The sequence below is a fragment of the Streptomyces sp. DSM 40868 genome, assembly GCF_011820545.1.
Classification (GTDB): domain Bacteria; phylum Actinomycetota; class Actinomycetes; order Streptomycetales; family Streptomycetaceae; genus Streptomyces; species Streptomyces eurythermus.
On record NZ_CP050504.1, the window covers coordinates 6,168,440 to 6,190,294 of the forward strand.

General features: G+C 71.9%; 18 protein-coding genes and 1 pseudogene. 14 read left to right on the forward strand and 5 right to left on the reverse strand.

Going from position 1 to position 21,855, the window contains the following annotated elements:
* Window positions 1-335: 335 nt before the first annotated feature.
* The 8 genes from recG (at window position 336) to mutM (ending at window position 7,681) form a co-directional block, all read left to right on the forward strand.
* Entirely contained in the window at window positions 336-2,537 is a 2,202-nt protein-coding gene (gene recG / locus HB370_RS28195) for an ATP-dependent DNA helicase RecG (RefSeq protein WP_030785191.1), read from the forward strand.
* A gap of 41 nt (window positions 2,538-2,578) precedes the next feature.
* On the forward strand, window positions 2,579-3,166 hold the full coding sequence (gene rsmD / locus HB370_RS28200; RefSeq protein WP_030785187.1) for a 16S rRNA (guanine(966)-N(2))-methyltransferase RsmD: 588 nt from the start codon (window positions 2,579-2,581) through the stop codon (window positions 3,164-3,166).
* A gap of 26 nt (window positions 3,167-3,192) precedes the next feature.
* Window positions 3,193-3,672 carry a pantetheine-phosphate adenylyltransferase gene (coaD, locus tag HB370_RS28205; protein WP_030785184.1) on the forward strand — a complete coding sequence of 160 codons (480 nt, stop codon included), beginning with the start codon at window positions 3,193-3,195 and terminating at the stop codon, window positions 3,670-3,672.
* Window positions 3,673-3,729: 57 nt separating this feature from the next.
* Complete coding sequence (locus tag HB370_RS28210; RefSeq protein WP_030785181.1) at window positions 3,730-4,845, forward strand: hypothetical protein; 1,116 nt, start codon at window positions 3,730-3,732, stop codon at window positions 4,843-4,845.
* Between the two features lie 130 nt (window positions 4,846-4,975).
* Window positions 4,976-5,620 carry a DUF177 domain-containing protein gene (locus HB370_RS28215; protein ID WP_030785179.1) on the forward strand — a complete coding sequence of 215 codons (645 nt, stop codon included), beginning with the start codon at window positions 4,976-4,978 and terminating at the stop codon, window positions 5,618-5,620.
* A 2-nt stretch (window positions 5,621-5,622) separates the two neighbouring features.
* Window positions 5,623-5,796, forward strand: coding sequence for a 50S ribosomal protein L32 (gene rpmF, locus HB370_RS28220; RefSeq protein ID WP_003951102.1), 174 nt, complete (start codon window positions 5,623-5,625; stop codon window positions 5,794-5,796).
* A gap of 19 nt (window positions 5,797-5,815) precedes the next feature.
* Entirely contained in the window at window positions 5,816-6,718 is a 903-nt protein-coding gene (gene rnc / locus HB370_RS28225) for a ribonuclease III (RefSeq protein ID WP_030785178.1), read from the forward strand.
* A 102-nt stretch (window positions 6,719-6,820) separates the two neighbouring features.
* Entirely contained in the window at window positions 6,821-7,681 is an 861-nt protein-coding gene (gene mutM / locus HB370_RS28230; protein WP_030785176.1) for a bifunctional DNA-formamidopyrimidine glycosylase/DNA-(apurinic or apyrimidinic site) lyase, read from the forward strand.
* On the opposite strand, the gene HB370_RS28235 is transcribed toward mutM, so the two are convergent.
* On the reverse strand, window positions 7,654-8,049 hold the full coding sequence (locus tag HB370_RS28235) for a helix-turn-helix domain-containing protein (RefSeq protein ID WP_030785174.1): 396 nt from the start codon (window positions 8,047-8,049) through the stop codon (window positions 7,654-7,656). The genes mutM and HB370_RS28235 overlap by 28 nt on opposite strands.
* Window positions 8,050-8,205: 156 nt before the next feature.
* Here HB370_RS28235 and HB370_RS28240 point away from each other — a divergent pair, with 156 nt between their 5' ends.
* Window positions 8,206-8,790, forward strand: a complete 585-nt coding sequence (locus HB370_RS28240; RefSeq protein WP_030785171.1) for a flavodoxin family protein — start codon at window positions 8,206-8,208, stop codon at window positions 8,788-8,790.
* A gap of 35 nt (window positions 8,791-8,825) precedes the next feature.
* Here HB370_RS28240 and HB370_RS28245 read toward each other — a convergent pair whose 3' ends face one another.
* Entirely contained in the window at window positions 8,826-10,169 is a 1,344-nt protein-coding gene (locus tag HB370_RS28245) for a CAP domain-containing protein (RefSeq protein ID WP_030785167.1), read from the reverse strand.
* Window positions 10,170-10,328: 159 nt separating this feature from the next.
* On the opposite strand from HB370_RS28245, the gene HB370_RS28250 reads away from it, so the two are divergent.
* From HB370_RS28250 to HB370_RS28270, 4 genes are all read left to right on the forward strand, one after another.
* Window positions 10,329-10,610: an acylphosphatase gene (locus HB370_RS28250; RefSeq protein WP_030785163.1), complete on the forward strand. Its 282-nt coding sequence runs from the start codon at window positions 10,329-10,331 to the stop codon at window positions 10,608-10,610.
* Between the two features lie 380 nt (window positions 10,611-10,990).
* A complete protein-coding gene (locus HB370_RS28255; RefSeq protein WP_030612740.1) occupies window positions 10,991-11,194 on the forward strand; it encodes a hypothetical protein in 204 nt (67 codons plus the stop codon).
* 246 nt (window positions 11,195-11,440) lie between these two features.
* Complete coding sequence (locus HB370_RS28265) at window positions 11,441-15,238, forward strand: AAA family ATPase (RefSeq protein ID WP_030785161.1); 3,798 nt, start codon at window positions 11,441-11,443, stop codon at window positions 15,236-15,238.
* A 251-nt stretch (window positions 15,239-15,489) separates the two neighbouring features.
* Complete coding sequence (locus HB370_RS28270) at window positions 15,490-16,908, forward strand: sugar porter family MFS transporter (protein WP_030785159.1); 1,419 nt, start codon at window positions 15,490-15,492, stop codon at window positions 16,906-16,908.
* Between the two features lie 118 nt (window positions 16,909-17,026).
* Here HB370_RS28270 and HB370_RS28275 read toward each other — a convergent pair.
* A pseudogene (locus tag HB370_RS28275) lies at window positions 17,027-17,927 on the reverse strand (LLM class flavin-dependent oxidoreductase).
* Between the two features lie 80 nt (window positions 17,928-18,007).
* Window positions 18,008-19,459 carry a cytosine permease gene (locus HB370_RS28280; protein WP_037702006.1) on the reverse strand — a complete coding sequence of 484 codons (1,452 nt, stop codon included), beginning with the start codon at window positions 19,457-19,459 and terminating at the stop codon, window positions 18,008-18,010.
* Window positions 19,460-19,629: 170 nt separating this feature from the next.
* On the opposite strand from HB370_RS28280, the gene ftsY reads away from it, so the two are divergent.
* On the forward strand, window positions 19,630-20,835 hold the full coding sequence (gene ftsY, locus HB370_RS28285; RefSeq protein ID WP_030785154.1) for a signal recognition particle-docking protein FtsY: 1,206 nt from the start codon (window positions 19,630-19,632) through the stop codon (window positions 20,833-20,835).
* 110 nt (window positions 20,836-20,945) lie between these two features.
* Here the strand turns inward: ftsY and HB370_RS28290 are convergent, their stop codons facing one another.
* A complete protein-coding gene (locus HB370_RS28290; RefSeq protein WP_030785151.1) occupies window positions 20,946-21,602 on the reverse strand; it encodes a bifunctional DNA primase/polymerase in 657 nt (218 codons plus the stop codon).
* Window positions 21,603-21,855 lie beyond the last annotated feature (253 nt).

Sequence of the window (21,855 nt, forward strand, 5' to 3'; positions counted from 1 at the left end):
GGGGCCGGCCCGGAGGTGCCGGGAGAGCGGATCCGCCAGGCCACGCGGACCGACCTGGAAGCCATGGGGTGGGTGAGGTGAGTGAGGTGACCGGGGTCGGGGTGCGTGGGGTGCCTGTGGGCTGTGGGAATCCATCGTCACTGCGCCGCGAGGGGCGTGCGGGGCGGCGCGGGGTCGGGCGGTCCCGGCGGGGCGGTGACCGCGAAGGATGGCCTTGAGCGCGTCATCCTAGGCCCCGATCAGCGCGCCTGACCAGGAGTTTCCCTGATGTTTACGGCATCTCGGCCGGGCGGCGCGGGGCGTGGTCTACGGCATTGTCAGTGCCGTGGTGTGCAATTGATGGCGTGCCCGCACTGCAAGAACCGCTCAAGAAGGTGCTCGGCCCCGCCACCGCGAAGGTGATGGCCGAGCACCTCGGCCTGCACACCGTCGGCGATCTGCTGCACCACTACCCGCGCAGATACGAGGAGCGCGGTCAGCTCACCCACCTCGCCGACCTCCCCATGGACGAGCACGTCACGGTGGTCGCCCAGGTCGCCGACGCCCGGCTGCACAGCTTCGCCTCGGCCAAGGCCCCCCGGGGCAAGGGCCAGCGCCTGGAGGTCACGATCACGGACGGCAGCGGCCGGCTCCAGCTCGTCTTCTTCGGCAACGGCGTGCACAAGCCCCACAAGGAACTGCTGCCGGGCACCCGCGCGATGTTCGCCGGCAAGGTCTCCGTCTTCAACCGCCGCCTCCAGCTCGCCCACCCGGCCTACGAGTTGCTGCGGGGCGACGGCGAGGAGGCCGTCGAGTCCTGGGCCGGAGCCCTGATCCCGATCTACCCCGCGACCGCCAAACTGGAGTCCTGGAAGATCGGCAAGGCGGTCCAGACGGTGCTGCCCAGCGCCCAGGAGGCCCTCGACCCGCTCCCGGACTCCCTGCGCGCCGGCCGCGGCCTGCTCCCGCTCCCCGAGGCCCTGCTCAAGATCCACCGGCCGCACACCAAGGCCGACATCGCCGACGCCCGCGCCCGCCTGAAGTGGGACGAGGCATTCGTCCTCCAGGTCGCCCTGGCCCGCCGCCGGCACGCCGAGACCCACCTGCCCGCCGTGCCCCGCGTCGCCGGCCCGGACGGCCTCCTCGCGGCCTTCGACGACCGCCTGCCCTTCACCCTCACCGAGGGCCAGCAAAAGGTCTCCCGCGAGATCTTCGACGACCTCGCCACTTCCCACCCCATGCACCGCCTGCTCCAGGGGGAGGTGGGTTCGGGAAAGACACTGGTGGCCCTGCGCGCCATGCTCGCCGTCGTCGACGCGGGCGGGCAGGCGGCCATGCTCGCGCCCACCGAGGTGCTCGCCCAGCAGCACCACCGCTCCATCACCGAGATGATGGGCGAGCTGGCCGAGGGGGGCATGCTGGGCGGCGCCGAGCACGCCACCAAGGTGGTGCTGCTGACCGGCTCGATGGGCACCGCGGCCCGCCGCCGGGCCCTGCTCGACCTGGCCACCGGCGAGGCCGGCATCGTCATCGGCACCCACGCCCTGATCGAGGACAAGGTGCAGTTCCACGACCTCGGCCTGGTGGTGGTGGACGAACAGCACCGCTTCGGCGTGGAGCAGCGCGACGCCCTGCGCGGCAAGGGCAAACAGCCCCCGCACCTGCTCGTCATGACGGCCACGCCCATCCCGCGCACGGTCGCCATGACGGTCTTCGGCGACCTGGAGACCTCCGTGCTGGACCAGCTCCCGGCCGGCCGCTCCCCGATCGCCAGCCATGTCGTCCCGGCCGCCGACAAGCCCCACTTCCTCGCCCGCGCCTGGGAACGGGTCCGCGAGGAGGTCGAGGCCGGCCACCAGGCGTACGTGGTCTGTCCGCGCATCGGTGACGAGGAGGAGGACCCGAAGAAGGCCGGCAAGAAGCCCGCCGAGGGCGAGGAGAAGCGGCCCCCGCTGGCCGTGCTCGACGTGGCCGAGCAACTGGGCCGCGGCCCCCTCAAGGGCCTGAAGGTGGAGGTCCTGCACGGCCGTATGCACCCCGACGACAAGGACGCCGTGATGCGCCGCTTCGCGGCCGGCGAGACCGACGTCCTGGTGGCCACCACCGTCATCGAGGTCGGCGTCAACGTCCCGAACGCCACGGCCATGGTCATCATGGACGCCGACCGCTTCGGCGTCTCCCAGCTCCACCAGCTGCGCGGCCGGGTCGGCCGCGGCTCCGCCCCCGGCCTGTGCCTGCTGGTCACCGAGATGCCCGAGGCGAGCCCGGCCCGCCAGCGGCTGAACGCGGTCGCCTCCACGCTCGACGGCTTCGAGCTGTCCCGCATCGACCTCGAACAGCGCCGCGAGGGCGACGTCCTGGGCCAGGCCCAGTCCGGCGCCCGCTCCAGCCTGCGGGTCCTGGCCGTCATCGAGGACGAGGAGGTCATCGCGGAGGCGAGAGCGGAGGCGGCGGCGGTCGTGGCGGCCGACCCGGAGCTGGAGCGTCTCCCGGGCCTGCGCACGGCCCTGGACGCCCTGCTGGACGACGAGCGGGAGCAGTACCTGGAAAAGGGGTGAGCCACACTGGACCTGAACCGACCCACGACCAAGGACCGAAGATGACCCGCGTGATCGCCGGCGCAGCCGGCGGACGTCGCCTCGCCGTCCCCCCAGGCACCGGCACCCGCCCCACCTCCGACCGCGCCCGCGAAGGTCTCTTCTCCACCTGGCAGTCCCTGCTGGGCGGCCCCCTGGACGGCGAGCGGGTCCTCGACCTCTACGCCGGCTCGGGCGCCGTGGGCCTGGAAGCCCTGTCCCGGGGCGCGAGCCACACCCTCCTGGTCGAAGCCGACGCCCGCGCGGCACGGATCGTCCGCGAGAACGTACGGAACCTGGGCCTGCCCGGCGCCGAGGTACGCACGGGCAAAGCGGAACAAGTCATCCGCACCGCACCCCCCGCCGAGCCGTACGACCTGGTCTTCCTCGACCCGCCGTACGCCGTCACAGATCACGATCTTCGCGAGATTCTGCTCACACTCCACTCGGAGGGCTGGCTCGCTGAGCAAGCGCTCGTCACCGTGGAGCGCAGCACCAGAGGCGGCGAATTCCACTGGCCGGACGGCTTCGAAGCGCTCCGGTCCCGTCGCTACGGCGAGGGAACGTTTTGGTACGGTCGCGCCGCCTCTACGTGCGAAGACGCACGATGACCGGACCGGAGAGCGAGGGATCACAAGTGCGCCGCGCCGTCTGTCCCGGGTCGTTCGACCCGATCACCAACGGACATCTCGACATCATCGCCCGAGCCTCCCGTCTGTACGACGAGGTCTACGTCGCGGTGATGATCAACAAATCCAAGAAGGGCCTGTTCGAGATCGACCAGCGGATCCAGCTGATCCGCGAGGTCACCTCCGAATACGCCAACGTCCGCGTCGAGTCCTTCCACGGCCTCCTCGTGGACTTCTGCAAGCAGCGCGACATCCCCGCCATCGTCAAGGGCCTGCGCGCCGTCAGCGACTTCGACTACGAACTCCAGATGGCCCAGATGAACAACGGCCTCACCGGCGTCGAGACGCTGTTCGTGCCCACCAACCCCACCTACAGCTTCCTGTCCTCCTCCCTCGTCAAGGAGGTCGCGGCCTGGGGCGGGGACGTCTCCCACCTGGTGCCCCCGCAGGTGCTGGAGGCGCTGAACAAGCGCCTCGCCAGGGACTGATGGGGCTACAGTCGTCCCGTCCGTCTCCGAACCGGCTGTAGAGAGTGGCGAGCACAGGTGGACGTGCAGAAGAAGCTCGACGAGATCGTCTCCACGGTCTCCGGCGCCCGGTCCATGCCCATGTCGGCGTCCTGCGTGGTCAACCGCGCCGAGCTGCTCGCGCTGCTCGAAGAGGTGCGCCAGGCGCTGCCCGGCTCCCTCGCCCAGGCGCGGGAGCTGATCGGCGACCGTGAGCAGATGGTCGAGCAGGCCCGGCAGGAGGCCGAGCGGATCATCGAGAGCGCGCACGCCGAGCGCGGCTCGCTGGTCGCCGGGACCGAGATCGCCCGCCGCGCCCAGGCCGAGGCCGACCGGATCCTGGCCGAGGCCCGCAAGGAGGCCGAGGAGATCCGCGCCGAGGCCGACGACTACGTGGACTCCAAGCTCGCCAACTTCGAGGTCGTCCTCACCAAGACGCTCGGCTCGGTCGGCCGGGGCCGCGAGAAGCTCCTCGGCACCGGCCCCGGCCTGGACGAGGAGGGCTACGCCGACGAGGACGCCCCCGAGCGCAGCCACGACCCGGAGACCCTGCGCCGCGACGCCGACGCCTACGTGGACGCCAAGCTCGGCGCCTTCGAGGCGGTCCTCGCCAAGACCCTGGAGGCCGTCGGCCGGGGCCGGCAGAAGCTGCACGGCCGGATCGCCACCGACGACCTCGGCGCGCTCGCCGACGACACCACGACCTTCCAGCACTCCAGCGACGCCGACTACCTCGCCGACCTGGCGGCCCTCGCGGACGACGACCGCGCGGCCCGGCGGCAGCCCGGCCCGGCCCGGCCCGCCTACGATCCCCAGCCCGCCTACGCCCCCGCCGCCGGCTACGGCCCGGCGGAAGGCGCCCCGGTCCAGCAGCCGGACCCGTACACGGGCTTCCCGCAGCAGCCGGAGTACCCGCCGGCCCAGGACCCGTACGGCTACGGACAGGCCGACCCCTACGGCTACCAGGGCTACGGCGCCCAGCAGGCCCACCAGCCCCAGCAGGCCCACCAGTCCCCGCACCAGCCGCAGCCCCCGCACCAGCCCCAGCAGTCCCAGCCCCAGCAGGGCTACGCCCTGGACGAGACCAGCCTCTTCGACACCAGCATGATCAGCGCGGAGCAGCTGCGGGCGTACGAGCAGGGCCGGGGCCTGTAGCCGGGGACCGGATTGGGCGCTGAGCGAAAGGTCCAGTATCCTGGCTGTTCGGTCGCGCATGCCCGCGATCACCGCTGCCCGGGGACACCACCGGGCTGCGTCCCTTCGAGTTCGCAGATCGAAAGCAGGAATGGCTCCCAACGCCCGCCTCGACCACCGCAACCCCCTCGTGATCGACACGCACGAGCTGGGCCGGCGTCCTGGCGCGCTGCAGCGCCTGACCCGCGAGATCGACGCTCCCCGGGATCTCGGCATCCAGGGAGTCATCGGAGTGCCGGAAGGCAGCCCGGTGGAACTCGACCTCCGCCTGGAGTCGGTCATGGAAGGGGTGCTTGTCACAGGCACCGCCCGTGCAACGGCCGAGGGGGAGTGCGTAAGGTGTCTGGAGCCGGTCGGGCTGGAGCTCGAAGCGGACTTCCAGGAGATGTTCTCGTACCCTGACGCCGACGACCGGGGCCGTGTGATCACGGAACCGGGCGACGACGCCGAGGACGACGAGGGCAGGCTCTTCATCGAGGACGGTCTGATCGACCTCGAACCTCTGCTGCGCGATGCGGTGGTGCTCGCACTGCCGATGCAGCCGGTGTGCCAGGACGACTGCCCGGGCCTGTGCTCCGAGTGTGGAGCGCGGCTCGCGGACGACCCGGACCACCACCATGACGCCGTCGACATCCGTTGGGCGGCTTTGCAGGGACTCGCCGGCACCATGACGGACGGCGAGAAGGACGAGATGAGCGGCGCCGAAGCGGGCGTCGACGAGAAGCAGGAGAAGTAGCCGTGGCTGTTCCGAAGCGGAAGATGTCGCGCAGCAACACGCGCCACCGCCGGTCGCAGTGGAAGGCTGCGGTCCCCACCCTGGTTGCGTGCGAGCGCTGCCACGAGCCCAAGCAGCAGCACATCGCGTGCCCGTCTTGCGGCACCTACAACAAGCGCCAGGTCCTCGAAGTCTGAGTGGCTGGTGAGAGGCCCGATGACTGACGCGAAAGCAGCTAGTCCCCGCCAGCGCGGGGGTAGTCCGCAGGCCTCGTCCCACACGCTTCTGGAAGGGCGGCTCGGCTACCAGGTCGAGTCCGCCCTTCTGGTGCGAGCGCTGACCCACCGTTCCTACGCGTACGAGAACGGCGGTCTGCCGACGAACGAGCGCCTGGAGTTCCTCGGGGACTCCGTGCTCGGCCTCGTCGTCACGGACACGCTGTACCGCACCCACCCCGACCTGCCCGAAGGCCAGCTGGCCAAGTTGCGGGCCGCGGTGGTCAACTCGCGTGCGCTGGCGGAGGTCGGCCGCGGCCTGGACCTGGGCGCCTTCATCCGGCTCGGCCGGGGTGAAGAGGGCACGGGCGGCCGGGACAAGGCGTCCATCCTCGCCGACACCCTTGAAGCGGTGATCGGCGCGGTCTATCTCGACCAGGGCCTCGACGCGGCCTCCGAACTGGTGCACCGCCTGTTCGACCCGCTGATCGAGAAGTCCTCCAACCTCGGAGCCGGCCTGGACTGGAAGACCTCCCTCCAGGAGCTGACCGCGATCGAGGGGCTCGGCGTGCCCGAGTACCTGGTCACGGAGACCGGCCCCGACCACGAGAAGACCTTCACTGCTGCCGCCCGCGTCGGGGGCGTCTCGTACGGCACCGGCACCGGCCGCAGCAAGAAGGAGGCGGAGCAGCAGGCCGCCGAGTCCGCCTGGCGGTCCATCCGGGCCGCCGCGGACGAACGTGCCAAGGCGGCGGCCAAGGAAGCGGCCGAGGAGCCCGTCCGCGAGACGGCCGACGCATCCGCCGGGGCGGTCGAGGAACCCGTCCGCGAGACGGCCGACGAAGCCGTCGAGGCGGCCGAGGAATCCGTCAAGAACACCGACACGTCCTCCGCCAACGCCTGACCGAAGCAGCACCAGCAGCACCCGAGCGCCCGCCCGGCCGTCCACGCCGGCGCGGGCGCTCGTACCGTCCACCGGTCCGTACGGTTCTCACGGGGGTTTCCGATGCCCGAGTTGCCCGAGGTCGAGGTCGTTCGGCGGGGCCTGGAGCGCTGGGTCGCCCACCGGACCGTCGCCGACACCGAGGTGCTGCACCCGCGCGCCGTCCGCCGGCACCTCGCCGGGCCCGACGACTTCGCGCACCGGCTCAAGGGCCACCACATCGGCACGCCCCGCCGGCGCGGCAAGTACCTGTGGCTGCCGCTGGAGGAGACCGACCAGTCCGTCCTGGCCCACCTCGGCATGAGCGGGCAGCTGCTGGTGCAGCCCCATGACGCGCCGGACGAGAAGCACCTGCGCATCCGGATCCGGTTCGCCGACCGGCTCGGCACCGAACTCCGCTTCGTGGACCAGCGCACCTTCGGCGGGCTGTCGCTGCACGACAACACCGCCGACGGCCTGCCCGACGTCATCGCGCACATCGCCCGCGACCCGCTGGACCCGCTCTTCGACGACGAGGCCTTCCACCAGGCGCTGCGCCGCAAGCGGACCACCATCAAGCGGGCCCTGCTGGACCAGTCGCTGATCAGCGGCGTCGGCAACATCTACGCGGACGAGGCCCTGTGGCGCGCCCGCGTCCACTACGAACGCCCGACGGCGAACTTCACCCGCCCCGTCACGGCGGAACTCCTCAGCCACGTCCGCGACGTGATGAACGCGGCCCTCGCCGTCGGCGGCACCAGCTTCGACAGCCTGTACGTCAACGTCAACGGCGAGTCCGGCTACTTCGACCGGTCCCTGGACGCGTACGGCCGTGAGGGGCTGCCGTGCAAGCGGTGCGGCACGCCCATGCGGCGCCGCCCCTGGATGAACCGGTCCAGCTATTTCTGTCCCAGGTGTCAGAGGGCGCCGCGCGTCTCGTCGTAGTGCGCGCGGGCCGCGAGGACGTCGTCCATCGCGCCCTCCACACAGTGGATCAGCGCCAGCAGCCGCTCGGCGACCCGGCGGCCCAGCGGCGTCAGCTCGTAGTCCACGCGCGGCGGGTTCGTCGGCTGTGCCTCGCGGTGCACCAGGCCGTCCCGCTCCAGCGCGTGCAGGGTCTGGGACAGCATCTTCTCGCTCACCCCGTCGACGCGCCGGCGCAGTTCGTTGAAGCGCAGCGACCCCTCGTACAGCGCGCCGAGCGTCAGCCCGCCCCAGCGGCCCGTGACGTGCTCCAGCGTGCCGCGCGACGGGCAGGCCTTGGCGAAGACGTTGTACGCGAGGTCGTCATGGTCCTGGGTGATGGCCGTCATACCCCAAGGGTACGCCCACGCAGCGCTTACTACCAGGTTGCACTAACTGATGGTTAGTGCTTTCCTTTGGTTATCGCCGACGGTCGCTCTTCCCGCCGAGCCGCCCTCTCGTCGAGCAAGTGCCGTATTCCGCTGCCCTTTCCGAGGAGCCCCCCAATGACCACGCCCGTGGTGTCCATCGCCTACCACTCCGGCTTCGGCCACACCGCCGTCCTCGCCGAGGCCGTCCGCGCCGGTGCCGCCGACGCCGGGGCCGAGGTGCACCTGATCAAGGTGGACGAGATCACCGACGCCCAGTGGGAGACGCTGGACCGGTCGGACGCGATCGTCTTCGGCTCGCCCACCTACATGGGCACCGCCTCCGGTGCCTTCCACGTCTTCGCCGAGACCACCTCCCAGCGCTGGTTCGGCCGGGCCTGGCAGGACAAGCTGGCCGCCGGCTTCACCAACTCGGCGTCCAAGAGCGGCGACAAGCTGCACACCCTCCAGTTCTTCCAGACGCTGGCCGCCCAGCACGGCATGCACTGGGTGAACCTCGGCCTGCTCCCCGGCTGGAACAGCAGCACCGCCTCCGAGAACGACCTCAACCGCCTCGGCTTCTTCGCCGGCGCCGCCGCCCAGTCGAACAACGACCAGGGGCCCGAGGGCGTCCACAAGGCCGACATCGCCACCGCCGAGCACCTGGGCCGCCGGGTGGCACAGACGGCGAAGATCTTCGCCGTGGGGCGCGCGGCGGCGTAGACCGTCACCGGCCGGGTGTCCCGGGGCCGGTCGGCTCAGCTCCCGAACTCCAGCGTCCACCAAGGGCCGCCCGGACCGAGGTGGACCCCCGCGCCGAAGGTCGTGAAGCCGGGGTTCAGGATGTTGGCGCGATTCTCCGGGCTGTCCATCCAGGCCGCCAGCACGGCCGCCGCGTCCGCCTGGCCACGGCCGATGTTCTCCGCGCCGAGACTGGTGACCCCGGCCCGCGCCGCCCGGTCCCACGGCGACCTGCCGTCCGGGTCGGTGTGGGAGAAGAAGCCCCGCGCGGCCATGTCGTCGCTGAACGCCTCGGCCAGCCCGGTCAGCGCGGAGTTCGCCGCGAGCGCGCCGAGCCCGGCCTTCGCCCGCTCGTCGTTGACCAGCTTCAGCACCTCCGCCTCGACGGCGGCCTCCCGCGCCACGGTGTCCGTGGGGGAGGAGGGGGCGGGGGCCGGGGGTTCGGGCGTACGGGAGGGAGCTGCCGTAGGAGTTGCCGTACGGGACGGGGTGGCCTTCGGCTTGCTGGGCTTGGGCTTGGGCTGGGGTGCGGGCTTGGCCGGGGTGCCGGACGCGGACGGCTTGGCCGGTCCGGACGGTTCGGCCGGCGCGGGCTCGGCGGGCTCGGTCCGCCCGGTTCCCGGCGTCTTGCGGGGACCGGCCTTCGATGACGGCTTTCCGGTGGCCGGCGACGGCTTCCCGGTGGCCGTCCGGGCCGGGGCCGATCCGGCGGGCGCCGGCTTCGAGGCGGAGGCGGCGCCCGAAGGGGACGCGTCCGACGACCCGGTGGGCCGGCCGCCGCCGTCGCCGGAACCCGCCGTGGCGCTGCCATCGCCGGAACCCGCCGTGGCACCGGTGCCGACGCTGCCCGAGGTGCCCCCCTGCTCGCTCGCCGTGTTGCCGGGGGAGGCCACGGCCCCCGTCCGCTCGCCACCGGTGGTGTCCGTACCACCGCCGAGCCGGTAGTGCTCCAGGCCAGGCACCGCGCCGGAGCCCACCGCGGCCGTGCCGAGGACGACGGCCACGGCCACCCCGAGCAGAGCGGCGCGCACCGGACGTACGGCCTTGGACCAGGGCCGGTCGCCCCCGCGCGCCTCGCCGCCCGCGTCCCCGCCCCTGCCCCCGTCCCCGGAGCCCGAGTCGGTCCCGGAGTCGGGCGCGGAGCCGGACTCGGGCGCGGCCGGCGTCGGCTCGTCGTCCGTGGCGAACAGATAGGCCTGCGCCTTCGCGGTGGCCTCGGCGTACGCCTCCGGGGCCGGATACGGCCCGATGTCCGCGGGGACCGGGCGGTCCCCGGACGACGGGTGCGCGGGGGAGTGCCGAGGGTCGTGCGCGTGCCGAGGGTCGTCGCTTCCGGCGGCGGAGCGTCGGTGGCGTCCCATGATCCTTGCCCTCTTCCTCGTACGCGTTCCTCGTACGTGTGGCCGATCCACTCCACTCCTTCGAGTGGGTTTCAGCCACGATTCACCGGGTCCGGACGGTACCCGATGTCGCCGGGGCGCGACGTGTCTCGAGCGGCACCGGCCGGTTAGGTTGCACCCATGAGCGAGGACGTACGACTGGTCGCCTGGGTGCGTGGACACGTGCAGGGCGTGGGATTCCGCTGGTTCACGCGGGCCAAGGCACTGGAGATCGGCGGGCTGAGTGGCTTTGCTCTCAATTTGGCCGACGGCCGGGTCCAGGTGGTCGCGGAGGGGCCGCGCGAGGGCTGCGAGGGGCTGCTGGACTGGCTCCAGGGCGCCGACACGCCCGGGCGCGTGGACGGTGTGACAGAGATCTGGGACACACCGCGCGGCGGTTACGACGGCTTCGCCATCCGCTGATCCGGTCCCGCCGCACCCCTCGGCCGGGCCGCCGCGGGGCGCCGCGGGCGCCCGCCGGGAGTGAAAACGCCCTGGTGGTTGCCAAGGCGGGCGGGGCATGGCAGGCTCCGCAGGTACTGCTGGTCGCCACGCCCTGAGGGCCCCGGAGAGCCGCAGCACCGCCGTGTTCCCGGCCGTGCGCCCCGGTTTGCCCCCCAATACAGGGTGTGATCGTGTTGACCGTCAAACTTTTTGGTGAGACGCTGAAAGCCCCGCGCACCTTAGCTGTTTGGCATGGAACAACAGCAGAGCAACACCCGGATGTGCCAAGCACCGCGGGTGCGAATCCCTCACGACCCACACCGCATCGGTCGGTCACTCATTGTGGAGGACCATCCATCATGGCAAAGGCGCTTCTCGGTTACGTCGGCGGCTCCGACCCTCGACTCCTCGCCGAGATGCGACGGCTGCAGCAGCGTGTACAGGACCTGGAGTCCGAGCTCGGACGGATCCAGGCCGAGAACGAAGCGCTGACGGCTGCCGCCTCTCAGGAGAGGATCATGGAGAGCATCGACGCACACCAGGCGGAGCCTGCGCTCACCTGATCGCTGCATCAGCTCCACAACAGCAGAGACAGTGATCGGGTTGCCCGTATCAACCGCTCAGTTGATCGGACGGCTGCGATCCAGTCGTCAGAGTAGCAAGGGACGCTTCGGCGTCCCTTCGTTCTTTACCCCCGCATCCTTTCACCTTCTTCAACATCTGGTGTGCCCTGCATGGTCAATGACGAAACCGCGCGGCGGCGGGGGTTCGTCGGCCGAGCCGGGAGCGGCGGGTAGAGTCCAGGGGCTGTGCACCTCAAGGCCCTGACCCTGCGCGGGTTCAAGTCGTTCGCCTCGGCGACCACACTCCGGTTCGAACCGGGGATCACGTGTGTCGTCGGCCCGAACGGCTCGGGCAAGTCCAATGTCGTGGACGCGCTCAGCTGGGTCATGGGCGAACAGGGCGCCAAGTCGCTGCGCGGCGGCAAGATGGAGGACGTCATCTTCGCCGGCACCACCGGCCGCCCGCCGCTCGGCCGCGCCGAGGTGTCCCTGACCATCGACAACTCCGACGGGGCCCTGCCCATCGAGTACGCCGAGGTCACCATCACGCGGACCATGTTCCGCAACGGCGGCAGCGAGTACCAGATCAACGGCGACACCTGCCGGCTGCTGGACATCCAGGAACTCCTGTCCGACTCCGGCATCGGCCGCGAGATGCACGTCATCGTCGGCCAGGGCCAGCTCGACTCCGTCCTGCACGCCGATCCCATGGGCCGCCGCGCCTTCATCGAGGAGGCGGCCGGCGTCCTCAAGCACCGCAAGCGCAAGGAGAAGGCGCTCCGCAAGCTGGACGCGATGCAGGCCAACCTCGCGCGCGTGCAGGACCTCACCGACGAACTGCGCCGCCAGCTCAAGCCCCTGGGCCGGCAGGCGGCGGTGGCCCGCCGGGCCGCCGTCATCCAGGCCGACCTCCGTGACGCCCGGCTGCGGCTGCTCGCCGACGACCTCGTGCGGCTGCGTGCGGCCCTCCAGGCGGAGATCGCCGACGAGGCGGCGCTGAAGGAACGCAAGGACACCGCCGAGCGGGAACTGAGGAAGGCCCTGCAGCAGGAGGCCCTGCTGGAGGACGAGGTGCGCCGGCTCACCCCGCGTCTGACGCGTGCCCAGCAGACCTGGTACGAGCTGTCCCAGCTCGCCGAACGCGTCCGCGGCACGATCTCCCTGGCCGATGCCCGGGTCAGGAGCGCCACCTCCGCCCCGCCCGAGGAGCGGCGCGGCCGGGACCCCGAGGACCTGGAACGCGAGGCCGCCCGCGTCCGGGAACAGGAGGCCGAGCTGGAGGCCGCCCTCGAAGCGGCGCGGCGGGCACTGGACGACACGGTCGCGCACCGCGCCGAACTGGAGCGGGAGCTGGCCGTGGAGGAGCGGCGGCTGAAGGACGTCGCCCGCGCCATCGCGGACCGCCGCGAGGGCCTGGCCCGCCTCTCCGGGCAGGTCAACGCGGCCCGCTCACGCGTCGCCTCCGCCCAGGCCGAGATCGACCGGCTCGCCACGGCCCGCGACGAGGCGCGGGAGCGGGCGGTGCGCGCGCAGGAGGAGTACGAGGCTTTGCGCGCGGAGGTCGACGGCCTGGACGCGGGCGACGCCGACCTGGCCGAGCGGCACGAGGCCGCGAAGCGGGAGCTGGCCGAGGCGGAGGCGGCCCTGGGCACGGCCCGCGACGCCCTCACCGCCGCGGAGCGCACCCGCGCGGCGACCCAGGCCCGCCACGAGGCGCTGGCGCTGGGCCTGCGCCGCAAGGACGGCACCGGCATACTGCTCGGCGCGCGTGACCGCCTCACCGGCATCCTCGGCCCGGCGGCGGAACTCCTGCGGATCACCCCGGGCTACGAGATCCCCCTGGCGGCGGCCTTCGGCACGGCGGCCGACGCCCTCGCCGTCACCACCCCGGCGGCAGCGACCGAGGCCCTGACCCTCCTCCGCAAACAGGACGCCGGCCGAGCCACCCTCCTCTTGACCCAAGCCCCGGAAGAAACCCCCCGAAGCGGCGCGAGCAACCACGAAGCACCCGCACTCGACCATGGCGGGCCAGCGCCGCGAAGGGGCGCGGGGAACGGCGCGAGCAACCACGACGCTCGCGCACTCGACCATGGCGGGGCAGCGCCCCGAGGGGGCGCGGGGAACGGCGCGAGCAACCACGACGCACCCGCACCCGACGACGCCGACTCAGCACCCCGGACCGCGGCGCGCAGCCACGACGCATCCGCACCCGACGACGCCGACTCAGCCCCCCAACGCGGCGGACCCCTCTTCGCCGCCACCCTCGTCCACGGCCCCGCCGACCTCATGCCCGCCGTCCGCCGCGTCCTGCGCGGCATCGTCGTGGTCGACACCCTGGCCGACGCCGAGACCCTGGTCCGCGCCCGCCCCGACCTGACCGCCGTCACCGCCGAAGGCGACCTCCTCGGCGCCCACATCGCGCACGGCGGCTCCGCGGGCGCCCCCAGCATGCTGGAGGTCCAGGCCTCCGTGGACGAGGCCGCGGCCGAACTGGCCGAGCTGGAGGTCCGCTGCCGGGAGCTCGCCGAGGCGCAGCGCGCGGCGGCCGAGCGCCGTACCCGGGCCGCCACCCTCGTGGAGGAACTCGGCGAGCGCCGCCGCGCCGCCGACCAGGAGAAGTCGGCCGTCGCCCAGCAGCTCGGCCGCCTGGCCGGCCAGGCCCGCGGCGCCGCCGGCGAGGCCGAGCGGTCGGCCGCGGCGGCGGCCCGCGCTCAGGAGGCGCTGGAGGCGGCCGTACAGGAGGCCGAGGAGCTGGCCGAGCGGCTGGCCGTGGCCGAGGAGGCACCGGTGGAGGAGGAGCCGGACACCTCGGTCCGGGACCGGCTCGCCGCCGACGGGGCCAACGCCCGGCAGACCGAGATGGAGGCCCGCCTCCAGGTCCGTACGCACGAGGAGCGGGTCAAGGGGCTCGCCGGACGCGCCGACGCGCTCGACCGCGCGGCCCGCGCCGAACGCGAGGCACGCGCGCGTGCCGAGCGGCGCCGGGCCCGGCTGCGCCACGAGGCGGCCGTGGCCGGGGCCGTCGCCTCCGGCGCCCGGCAGCTGCTCGCGCATGTGGAGGTGTCCCTCGCCCGCGCCGAGCAGGAGCGCGCCGCAGCCGAGGACGCCAAGGCCCGGGGGGAGCGGGAGCTGGCCGCCGCCCGCACGGCCGGCCGTGAACTCAAGGCCGAACTCGACAAGTTGACGGATTCGGTCCACCGGGGCGAGGTACTCGGCGCCGAGAAGCGGCTGCGCATCGAGCAGCTGGAGACGAAGGCGCTGGAGGAACTGGGTGTCGAACCGGAGGGACTGGTGGCCGAGTACGGGCCGCACCAGCCGGTGCCGCCCTCGCCCCCCGCCGACGGCGAGCGGCTGCCCGAGGATCCCGGGCACCCGCGCAACCGGCCCCGCCCCTTCGACCGCGCCGAGCAGGAGAAGCGGCTCAAGGCGGCCGAGCGGGCGTACCAGCAGCTGGGCAAGGTCAACCCGCTGGCGCTGGAGGAGTTCGCCGCGCTGGAGGAGCGGCACAAGTTCCTCGGCGAGCAGCTGGAGGACCTGAAGAAGACCCGCGCCGACCTGCTCCAGGTGGTGAAGGAGGTCGACGAGCGCGTCGAGCAGGTCTTCACCGAGGCCTTCCGGGACACCGCCCGCGAGTTCGAGGGTGTCTTCGGCCGGCTGTTTCCCGGCGGCGAGGGCCGGCTGGTGCTGACCGATCCCGCGAACATGCTGACCACGGGCGTGGACGTGGAGGCGCGTCCGCCGGGCAAGAAGGTCAAGCGGCTCTCCCTGCTGTCGGGCGGCGAGCGCTCGCTGACCGCGGTGGCGCTGCTGGTGTCGATCTTCAAGGCCCGGCCGAGCCCGTTCTACGTCATGGACGAGGTCGAGGCCGCGCTGGACGACACCAACCTCCAGCGGCTGATCGGGATCATGCGGGAGCTCCAGGAGAGCTCGCAGTTGATCGTGATCACGCACCAGAAGCGGACGATGGAGGTTGCCGACGCGCTCTACGGCGTGTCCATGCAGGGCGACGGCGTCTCCAAGGTCATCTCCCAGCGGTTGCGGTAGCCCCTTTTCCCGGGTTCACCAGGGATCCCTTCAAGATCATCTCGCCGAGTGTTCAGTTCTTGAACGCAAGATCGTCAGGCATATCTGAAAACTCACAGTCGTTGAACTATTGACTTCGAAACTTGAAGGCATAGTCTCTGCAACGTTGCTTTTACCTTCAGGTGTGAGTGGACCGCCCGTATGCGCCACTGGAGACCTGTAAGGGCTACGCCCCCACCCGGCAGCGTTGCCGTGGCCCGAGGAGTTACACCGTGACCAGCACAGCGCAGGCACCTCAGTCAGGAGCCAGGACGGCTCACCCCGAACATCTCGGGCACGTCATCTTCATCGCGGCGGCTGCCGCCATGGGCGGCTTCCTCTTCGGCTACGACAGCTCCGTGATCAACGGCGCCGTCGAGGCCATCCGGGACCGCTACGACGTCGGTTCCGCCGCCCTCGCCCAGGTCATCGCGATCGCGCTGATCGGCTGCGCCGTCGGCGCCGCCACCGCCGGCCGCATAGCCGACCGCATCGGCCGCATCCGCTGTATGCAGATCGCCGCCGTCCTGTTCACCGTCAGCGCCGTCGGTTCCGCGCTGCCGTTCGCGCTGTGGGACCTCGCCTTCTGGCGCGTCATCGGCGGCTTCGCCATCGGCATGGCCTCCGTGATCGGCCCCGCCTACATCGCCGAGGTCGCCCCGCCCGCCTACCGCGGCCGGCTCGGCTCCTTCCAGCAGGCCGCGATCGTCGTCGGCATCGCCGTCTCCCAGCTGGTCAACTGGGGTCTGCTCAACGCCGCCGGCGGCGACCAGCGCGGCAAGCTGATGGGCCTGGAGGCCTGGCAGGTCATGCTCGGTGTGATGGTCGTCCCGGCCGTCCTCTACGGCATGCTGTCCTTCGCGATCCCCGAGTCCCCCCGCTTCCTGCTCTCCGTCGGCAAGCGTGAGCGCGCCCGCGAGATCCTCGCCGAGGTCGAGGGCAAGGAGACCGACCTCGACGCCCGCGTCGCCGAGATCGAGCACGCGATGAAGAGCGAGCACAAGTCCTCCTTCAAGGACCTGCTCGGCGGCTCCTTCTTCTTCAAGCCGATCGTCTGGATCGGTATCGGCCTGTCGGTCTTCCAGCAGTTCGTCGGCATCAACGTCGCGTTCTACTACTCCTCGACGCTGTGGCAGTCGGTCGGCGTCGACCCGTCGGACTCGTTCTTCTACTCCTTCACCACCTCGATCATCAACATCGTCGGCACCGTGATCGCGATGATCTTCGTGGACCGGGTCGGCCGCAAGCCGCTCGCCCTCATCGGCTCGGTCGGCATGGTCGTCGGCCTGGCGCTGGAGGCCTGGGCGTTCAGCTACGACCTGGTCGACGGCAAGCTGCCGAGCACCCAGGGCTGGGTCGCCCTGATCGCCGCCCACCTGTTCGTCCTCTTCTTCGCCCTGTCCTGGGGCGTGGTGGTCTGGGTCTTCCTCGGCGAGATGTTCCCGAACCGGATCCGTGCCGCCGCCCTCGGTGTCGCCGCCTCCGCGCAGTGGATCGCCAACTGGGCCATCACCGCGAGCTTCCCGTCGCTGGCCGACTGGAACCTCTCCGGCACCTACGTGATCTACACCGTCTGTGCCGCCCTCTCCATCCCGTTCGTCCTGAAGTTCGTCAAGGAGACGAAGGGCAAGTCCCTGGAGGAGATGGGCTGAGCCTCGTAGCGAGGCTTCCCGAACTCGGGGAGAAGGGCCAAGACCCCGCTGCCCTCTCCTCGTACCGTCCGCCGCCCCCGGTCCAGGCCACCCGCCCGGACCGGGGGCGGCGGTGTTCCTACGCCCGGCTCCCCAGCGCCGGCACGACCCGCTCCGCGAGCAGCCGCAGGCTGCGCCGGCCCTCCTCCACCGGCACGCCCCCCGCCGGCGGGTGCGGCACCAGGCTGTCCAGGCCCTGCGCCGGACACTGCTCCGGGGGGGGGAGAATCCGGTACACGCCCTCCGCGCGCAGCTCCGCCACCGTCGTGGCCGCCGACCGCACCGCCGAGCGGATCCCGGCCGACTGCCAGGAGGCGTAGGTGCGGGCCTCGTGCAGCAGATGCCCGCCGTACTCGGCCCACGCCCGGTCCGGGTCCTCGGCGAGACGGAGCAGCGGCGCCTCGGCGGCCGGCATCATCGTCCAGCCCTCGGTGCCGTACTCGGCGAGCCGCTCCTGGTAGTACGCCTCCAGCTCCGGCAGGTGCGCGCTCGGGAAGCACGGCAGGCCGAACCGGGCGGCCCGGCGCGCGGCGGCCCTGGAGGAGCCGCCGACCAGCAGCAGGGGATGCGGCCGGGTGTACGGGCGCGGGGTGAGCCGTACCCTGCGGCCCCGGTGGTCGAACTCCTCACCGGTCCACGCCGTCAGCAGCGTCCGGAGCAACTCGTCCTGGAGCCGGCCGCGCCGGGCCCGGTCGACGCCGAACATCGCGTACTCCTCGGGCCGGTAGCCGATCCCGGCCACGGTCACCAGCCGGCCGCCGCCGAGCGGATCCAGCACGGCGATGTCCTCCGCCAGCCGCAGCGGGTCGTGCGGCGGGCCGATCACCGCCGACACCGTCACCGCGATCCGGCGGGTGGCCGGTGGTCCCGTGCGCGTCCGCGTAGCAGGCCGTCTCCACCGCGGCCCGGTAGCGGGCGGACAGGGCCTCGGGAGGGGCGCCGGGCGCGACGAGGTTGAAGCGTACGACCGTGACGGGCATGCGAAGTCCCCCTCCGGTACGGCTCGATGGAGGGGGACGTCAGCTGTCGGTGCGTCAGATGGTCAGGGGTCCGGCCGGTGTCAGACGCCGGTGGCCGCGGGCTGCCCGGCGATTTCGTCGGCCGTGGGCCGGGGGGCCGGCGCCGGCTTCGGCAGCACCAGGTACAGCACGCCGGAGATCACGATCGTGGCGACCCAGCCGAGGCCGTACTCGCCGATCACGTTGTTCGTCGCCAGCGGGCCGGTGAACCAGTCGGAGGTGGTGAACATCAGACCCGACACCAGGCCGACCGCCCAGGCGGCCACGGCCGCGGGGGAGAAGCCGCCCTTGTACCAGTAGGCGCTGGTGCGGGTGGTGTCGGCCATGGCCCGGCCGTCGTACTCGGTCCGGCGCAGCATGTCCGCGCCGAACACGCCGACCCACGCGGAGAAGGCGACCGCCAGCAGCGACAGGAAGGCGATGAAGGAGCCCATGAAGCTGGTCGCCACCAGCATCAGCACCCCGCCGAACACCAGCGAGATCACCGCGTTCACCGAGACCGCCCAGTGCCGCGGCACCTTGATGCCGAGGGTCTGCGCGGTGAAGCCGGCCGAGTACATCGACATCGAGTTGATCAGCAGCATGCCGATCAGCGCGATGAACAGGTACGGCACCGCGATCCACGTCGGCAGGATCTCGCCCAGGAAGGACACCGGGTCGCTGGCCGAGGCCAGATCCGGGGTGGACACCGCCATCACCGCGCCCATCAGCACCATCGGCAGCACGACGACACCGGCGCCGCCCACCGCCGTCCAGACGATCGCCTTCGAGGACGCCGTACGCGGCAGATAGCGGGTGAAGTCCGGGGCCGAGGGGATCCAGCTGACACCGCCCGCCGCGATCATGCCGACGCCGGTGATCACCGAGGCCGTGGAACCGGCGCTGTGGTCCATCACCTTCGACCAGTCGGTGTCCACCACCAGATAGCCCAGCACCAGCACCGAGAAGACGCCGAAGAAATAGGTCGCGTACTTGTTGCACTTCTGCACGGCGTTGATGCCGAGCCCGGATATCGCGAAGGTCGCCACGACGAACGCCAGCAGCATCACCATGTCCAGCACATTGTTCGCCTTGATGCCGAACAGGATGTCCAGGATGGTGAGCATCGCGTACGCGCCCGTCACCGCGTTGATCGTCTCCCAGCCCCAGCGCGCGACCCAGATCAGCGAACCGGGCAGCAGATTGCCGCGCTGCCCGAAGACCGCGCGCGACAGCGCCATGCCGGGCGCACCGCCCCGCTTGCCCGCGATGCCGATCAGGCCGACCAGGCCGTACGACACGATCGGCGCGGCCACGGCGACGATCAGGGCCTGCCAGAAGTTCAGGTGGTAGGCGACGACGAGGCTCGCGCCCATCGTCAGCAGCAGGACGCTGATGTTCGCGCCGACCCAGGTGGGGAACAGCTGCCGCGGACGCGCGGTGCGCTCGTGGTCGGGGACCTGCTCGATACCGCGGGTTTCGAGAGCGCCTTCGGTCTCGGCGGATTTGCTCATGGAAGAGGTGCCTGACATGGGGGGACAAGGTGACGTGGGGACTCTACGCGCGTGGATAGAGGTGTCACCATCGTACTTTGCTCCGAGTCCTCGTGTTAAGTGGCCTTTGTCTCTCGGAGAAAGCCACAAACGGGGTTCTCGGGGACCCCATGGCCGATACTGGTCGGGTTATGGAAACCGTCATCCTTGCTGTAGTCATCGCCGTGGTCGTGCTCGGCGCGCTCGGCGGGCTGATCGTGGGCAGCCGGCGCCGGAAGCCGCTGCCCCCGCCGCCCCCGAAGGCGCCCGACATCACCGCGCCCCCGGCCGAGCCGCACGTCGGCGAAGAGGCCGAGACGCCGCGCGACGAACCGCGCCGGACGATCGAGGAGGTTGATCTCCCGGGCGGCCCCGCGGTCGTCGTCGAGGAGCCCCCCGCCGCCGAGGCTCCCGAGCTCGAGATCGAGGTCCCGGAGCCCACCGCGGGCCGGCTCGTCCGGCTGCGCGCCCGCCTGTCCCGCTCGCAGAACGCCCTGGGCAAGGGCCTGCTCACCCTGCTCTCCCGCGAGCACCTGGACGAGGACACCTGGGAGGAGATCGAGGACACGCTGCTCACCGCCGACGTCGGCGTGCAGCCCACCCAGGAACTGGTCGAGCGGCTGCGCGAACGCGTCAAGGTGCTCGGCACCCGCACCCCCGAGGAACTGCGCGGCCTGCTCCGCGAGGAACTCCTCAACCTGGTCGGCACCGACCTCGACCGCACGGTCAAGACCGAGCCCGAGGGCCGCAAGCCCGGCATCGTGATGATCGTCGGCGTCAACGGCACCGGCAAGACCACCACCACCGGCAAGCTCGCCCGGGTCCTGGTCGCCGACGGCCGCACCGTCGTGCTCGGCGCCGCCGACACCTTCCGTGCCGCCGCCGCCGACCAGCTCCAGACCTGGGGCGAGCGCGTCGGCGCCCACACCGTGCGCGGCCCCGAGGCCGGCGACCCCGCCTCCGTCGCCTTCGACGCGGTGAAGGAAGGCAAGGAGATGGGCGTCGACGTGGTGCTCATCGACACCGCCGGGCGCCTGCACACCAAGACCGGGCTCATGGATGAGCTGGGCAAGGTCAAGCGCGTGGTGGAGAAGCACGCGCCGCTGGACGAGGTGCTGCTCGTCCTGGACGCCACCACCGGCCAGAACGGTCTGGTGCAGGCCCGGGTGTTCGCCGAGGTCGTGGACATCACCGGCATCGTGCTGACCAAGCTGGACGGCACGGCCAAGGGCGGCATCGTGGTCGCCGTCCAGCGCGAGCTGGGCGTGCCGGTCAAGCTGGTCGGGCTCGGCGAGGGCGCGGACGACCTCGCGCCGTTCGAGCCGGAGGCGTTCGTGGACGCGTTGATCGGCGACTGATTCGCCGGTTATATGCCGCTTTGACCTAGGAACGTTCCTAGGTGAGGAGCGTAAGCGCCCGTCCCCCCCCAGTGCGGTGGGGGCGGGCGCCGGTCTTTTCCCAGCCGCTCCTACGGCCGCGACCGATGCGCCACGTACGCCAGCGCCCCCAGCAGCAGCCGGGCCGCCGGAGGCCGGGTCGCGGAGTCCAGCGCGGGCGGGCGCAGCCAGCGCACCGGGCCCAGGCCGCCCCGGTCGGAGGGCGGGGCGGTGATGTACCTCCCCGGGCCGAGGCCGCGCAGGTCCAGCGCGGCCGGGTCGTCCCAGCCCAGGCGGTACAGCAGCCGGGGCAGGTCGGCGGCGGCGCCGGGGGCGACGAAGAAGTGGGCGCGGCCGTCCGGGGTGGCGGTGACCGGGCCCAGGGGCAGGCCCATCCGCTCCAGGCGGACCAGGGCGCGGCGGCCGGCGGGCTCCGACACCTCCAGGACGTCGAACGCCTGGCCGACCGGCAGCATCACGGAGGCGCCCGGGAACTCGGACCAGGCCTTGCTCACCTCGTCCAGCGTGGCCCCGGCCGGGACCGGGGGCGCGAACTCCAGCGGATGCGCGCCCGGCGCCGCGCAGTCACGCCGCCCGCACGAACAGGCGCCCCCGGCGGCGCGTGCTCCCGGCACCACGTCCCAGCCCCACAGTCCGGTGAATTCGGCGACGGTGGTGCACTCCGCCAGGCGCCCGCGCCGACGCGTGCCGGAGCGGATCTCGCGGATGCCGCCGATCGTGAAGCCCATGCCCCCTCCAACGGGTCCTGCGCGCCGGTGGTTACGACACGGAACGAGACGGAAGCGGAACGTAACATTACGGCTCCGCCTGCCCGCGTGGTGATGGGGCCAATGCGGCGCCTTGGAGCGCGCTGGGTGGCACATTGCGCTCTGTGCGCCCCTGGGTGCATCACTCCGCCGGCTTCCGCCCGTCCCCCGTAAGTACAACGCGCGGAGCCATTCGTGTACGCATTCGAAGGGGTGGCGAATGGTGGCGTTTCCG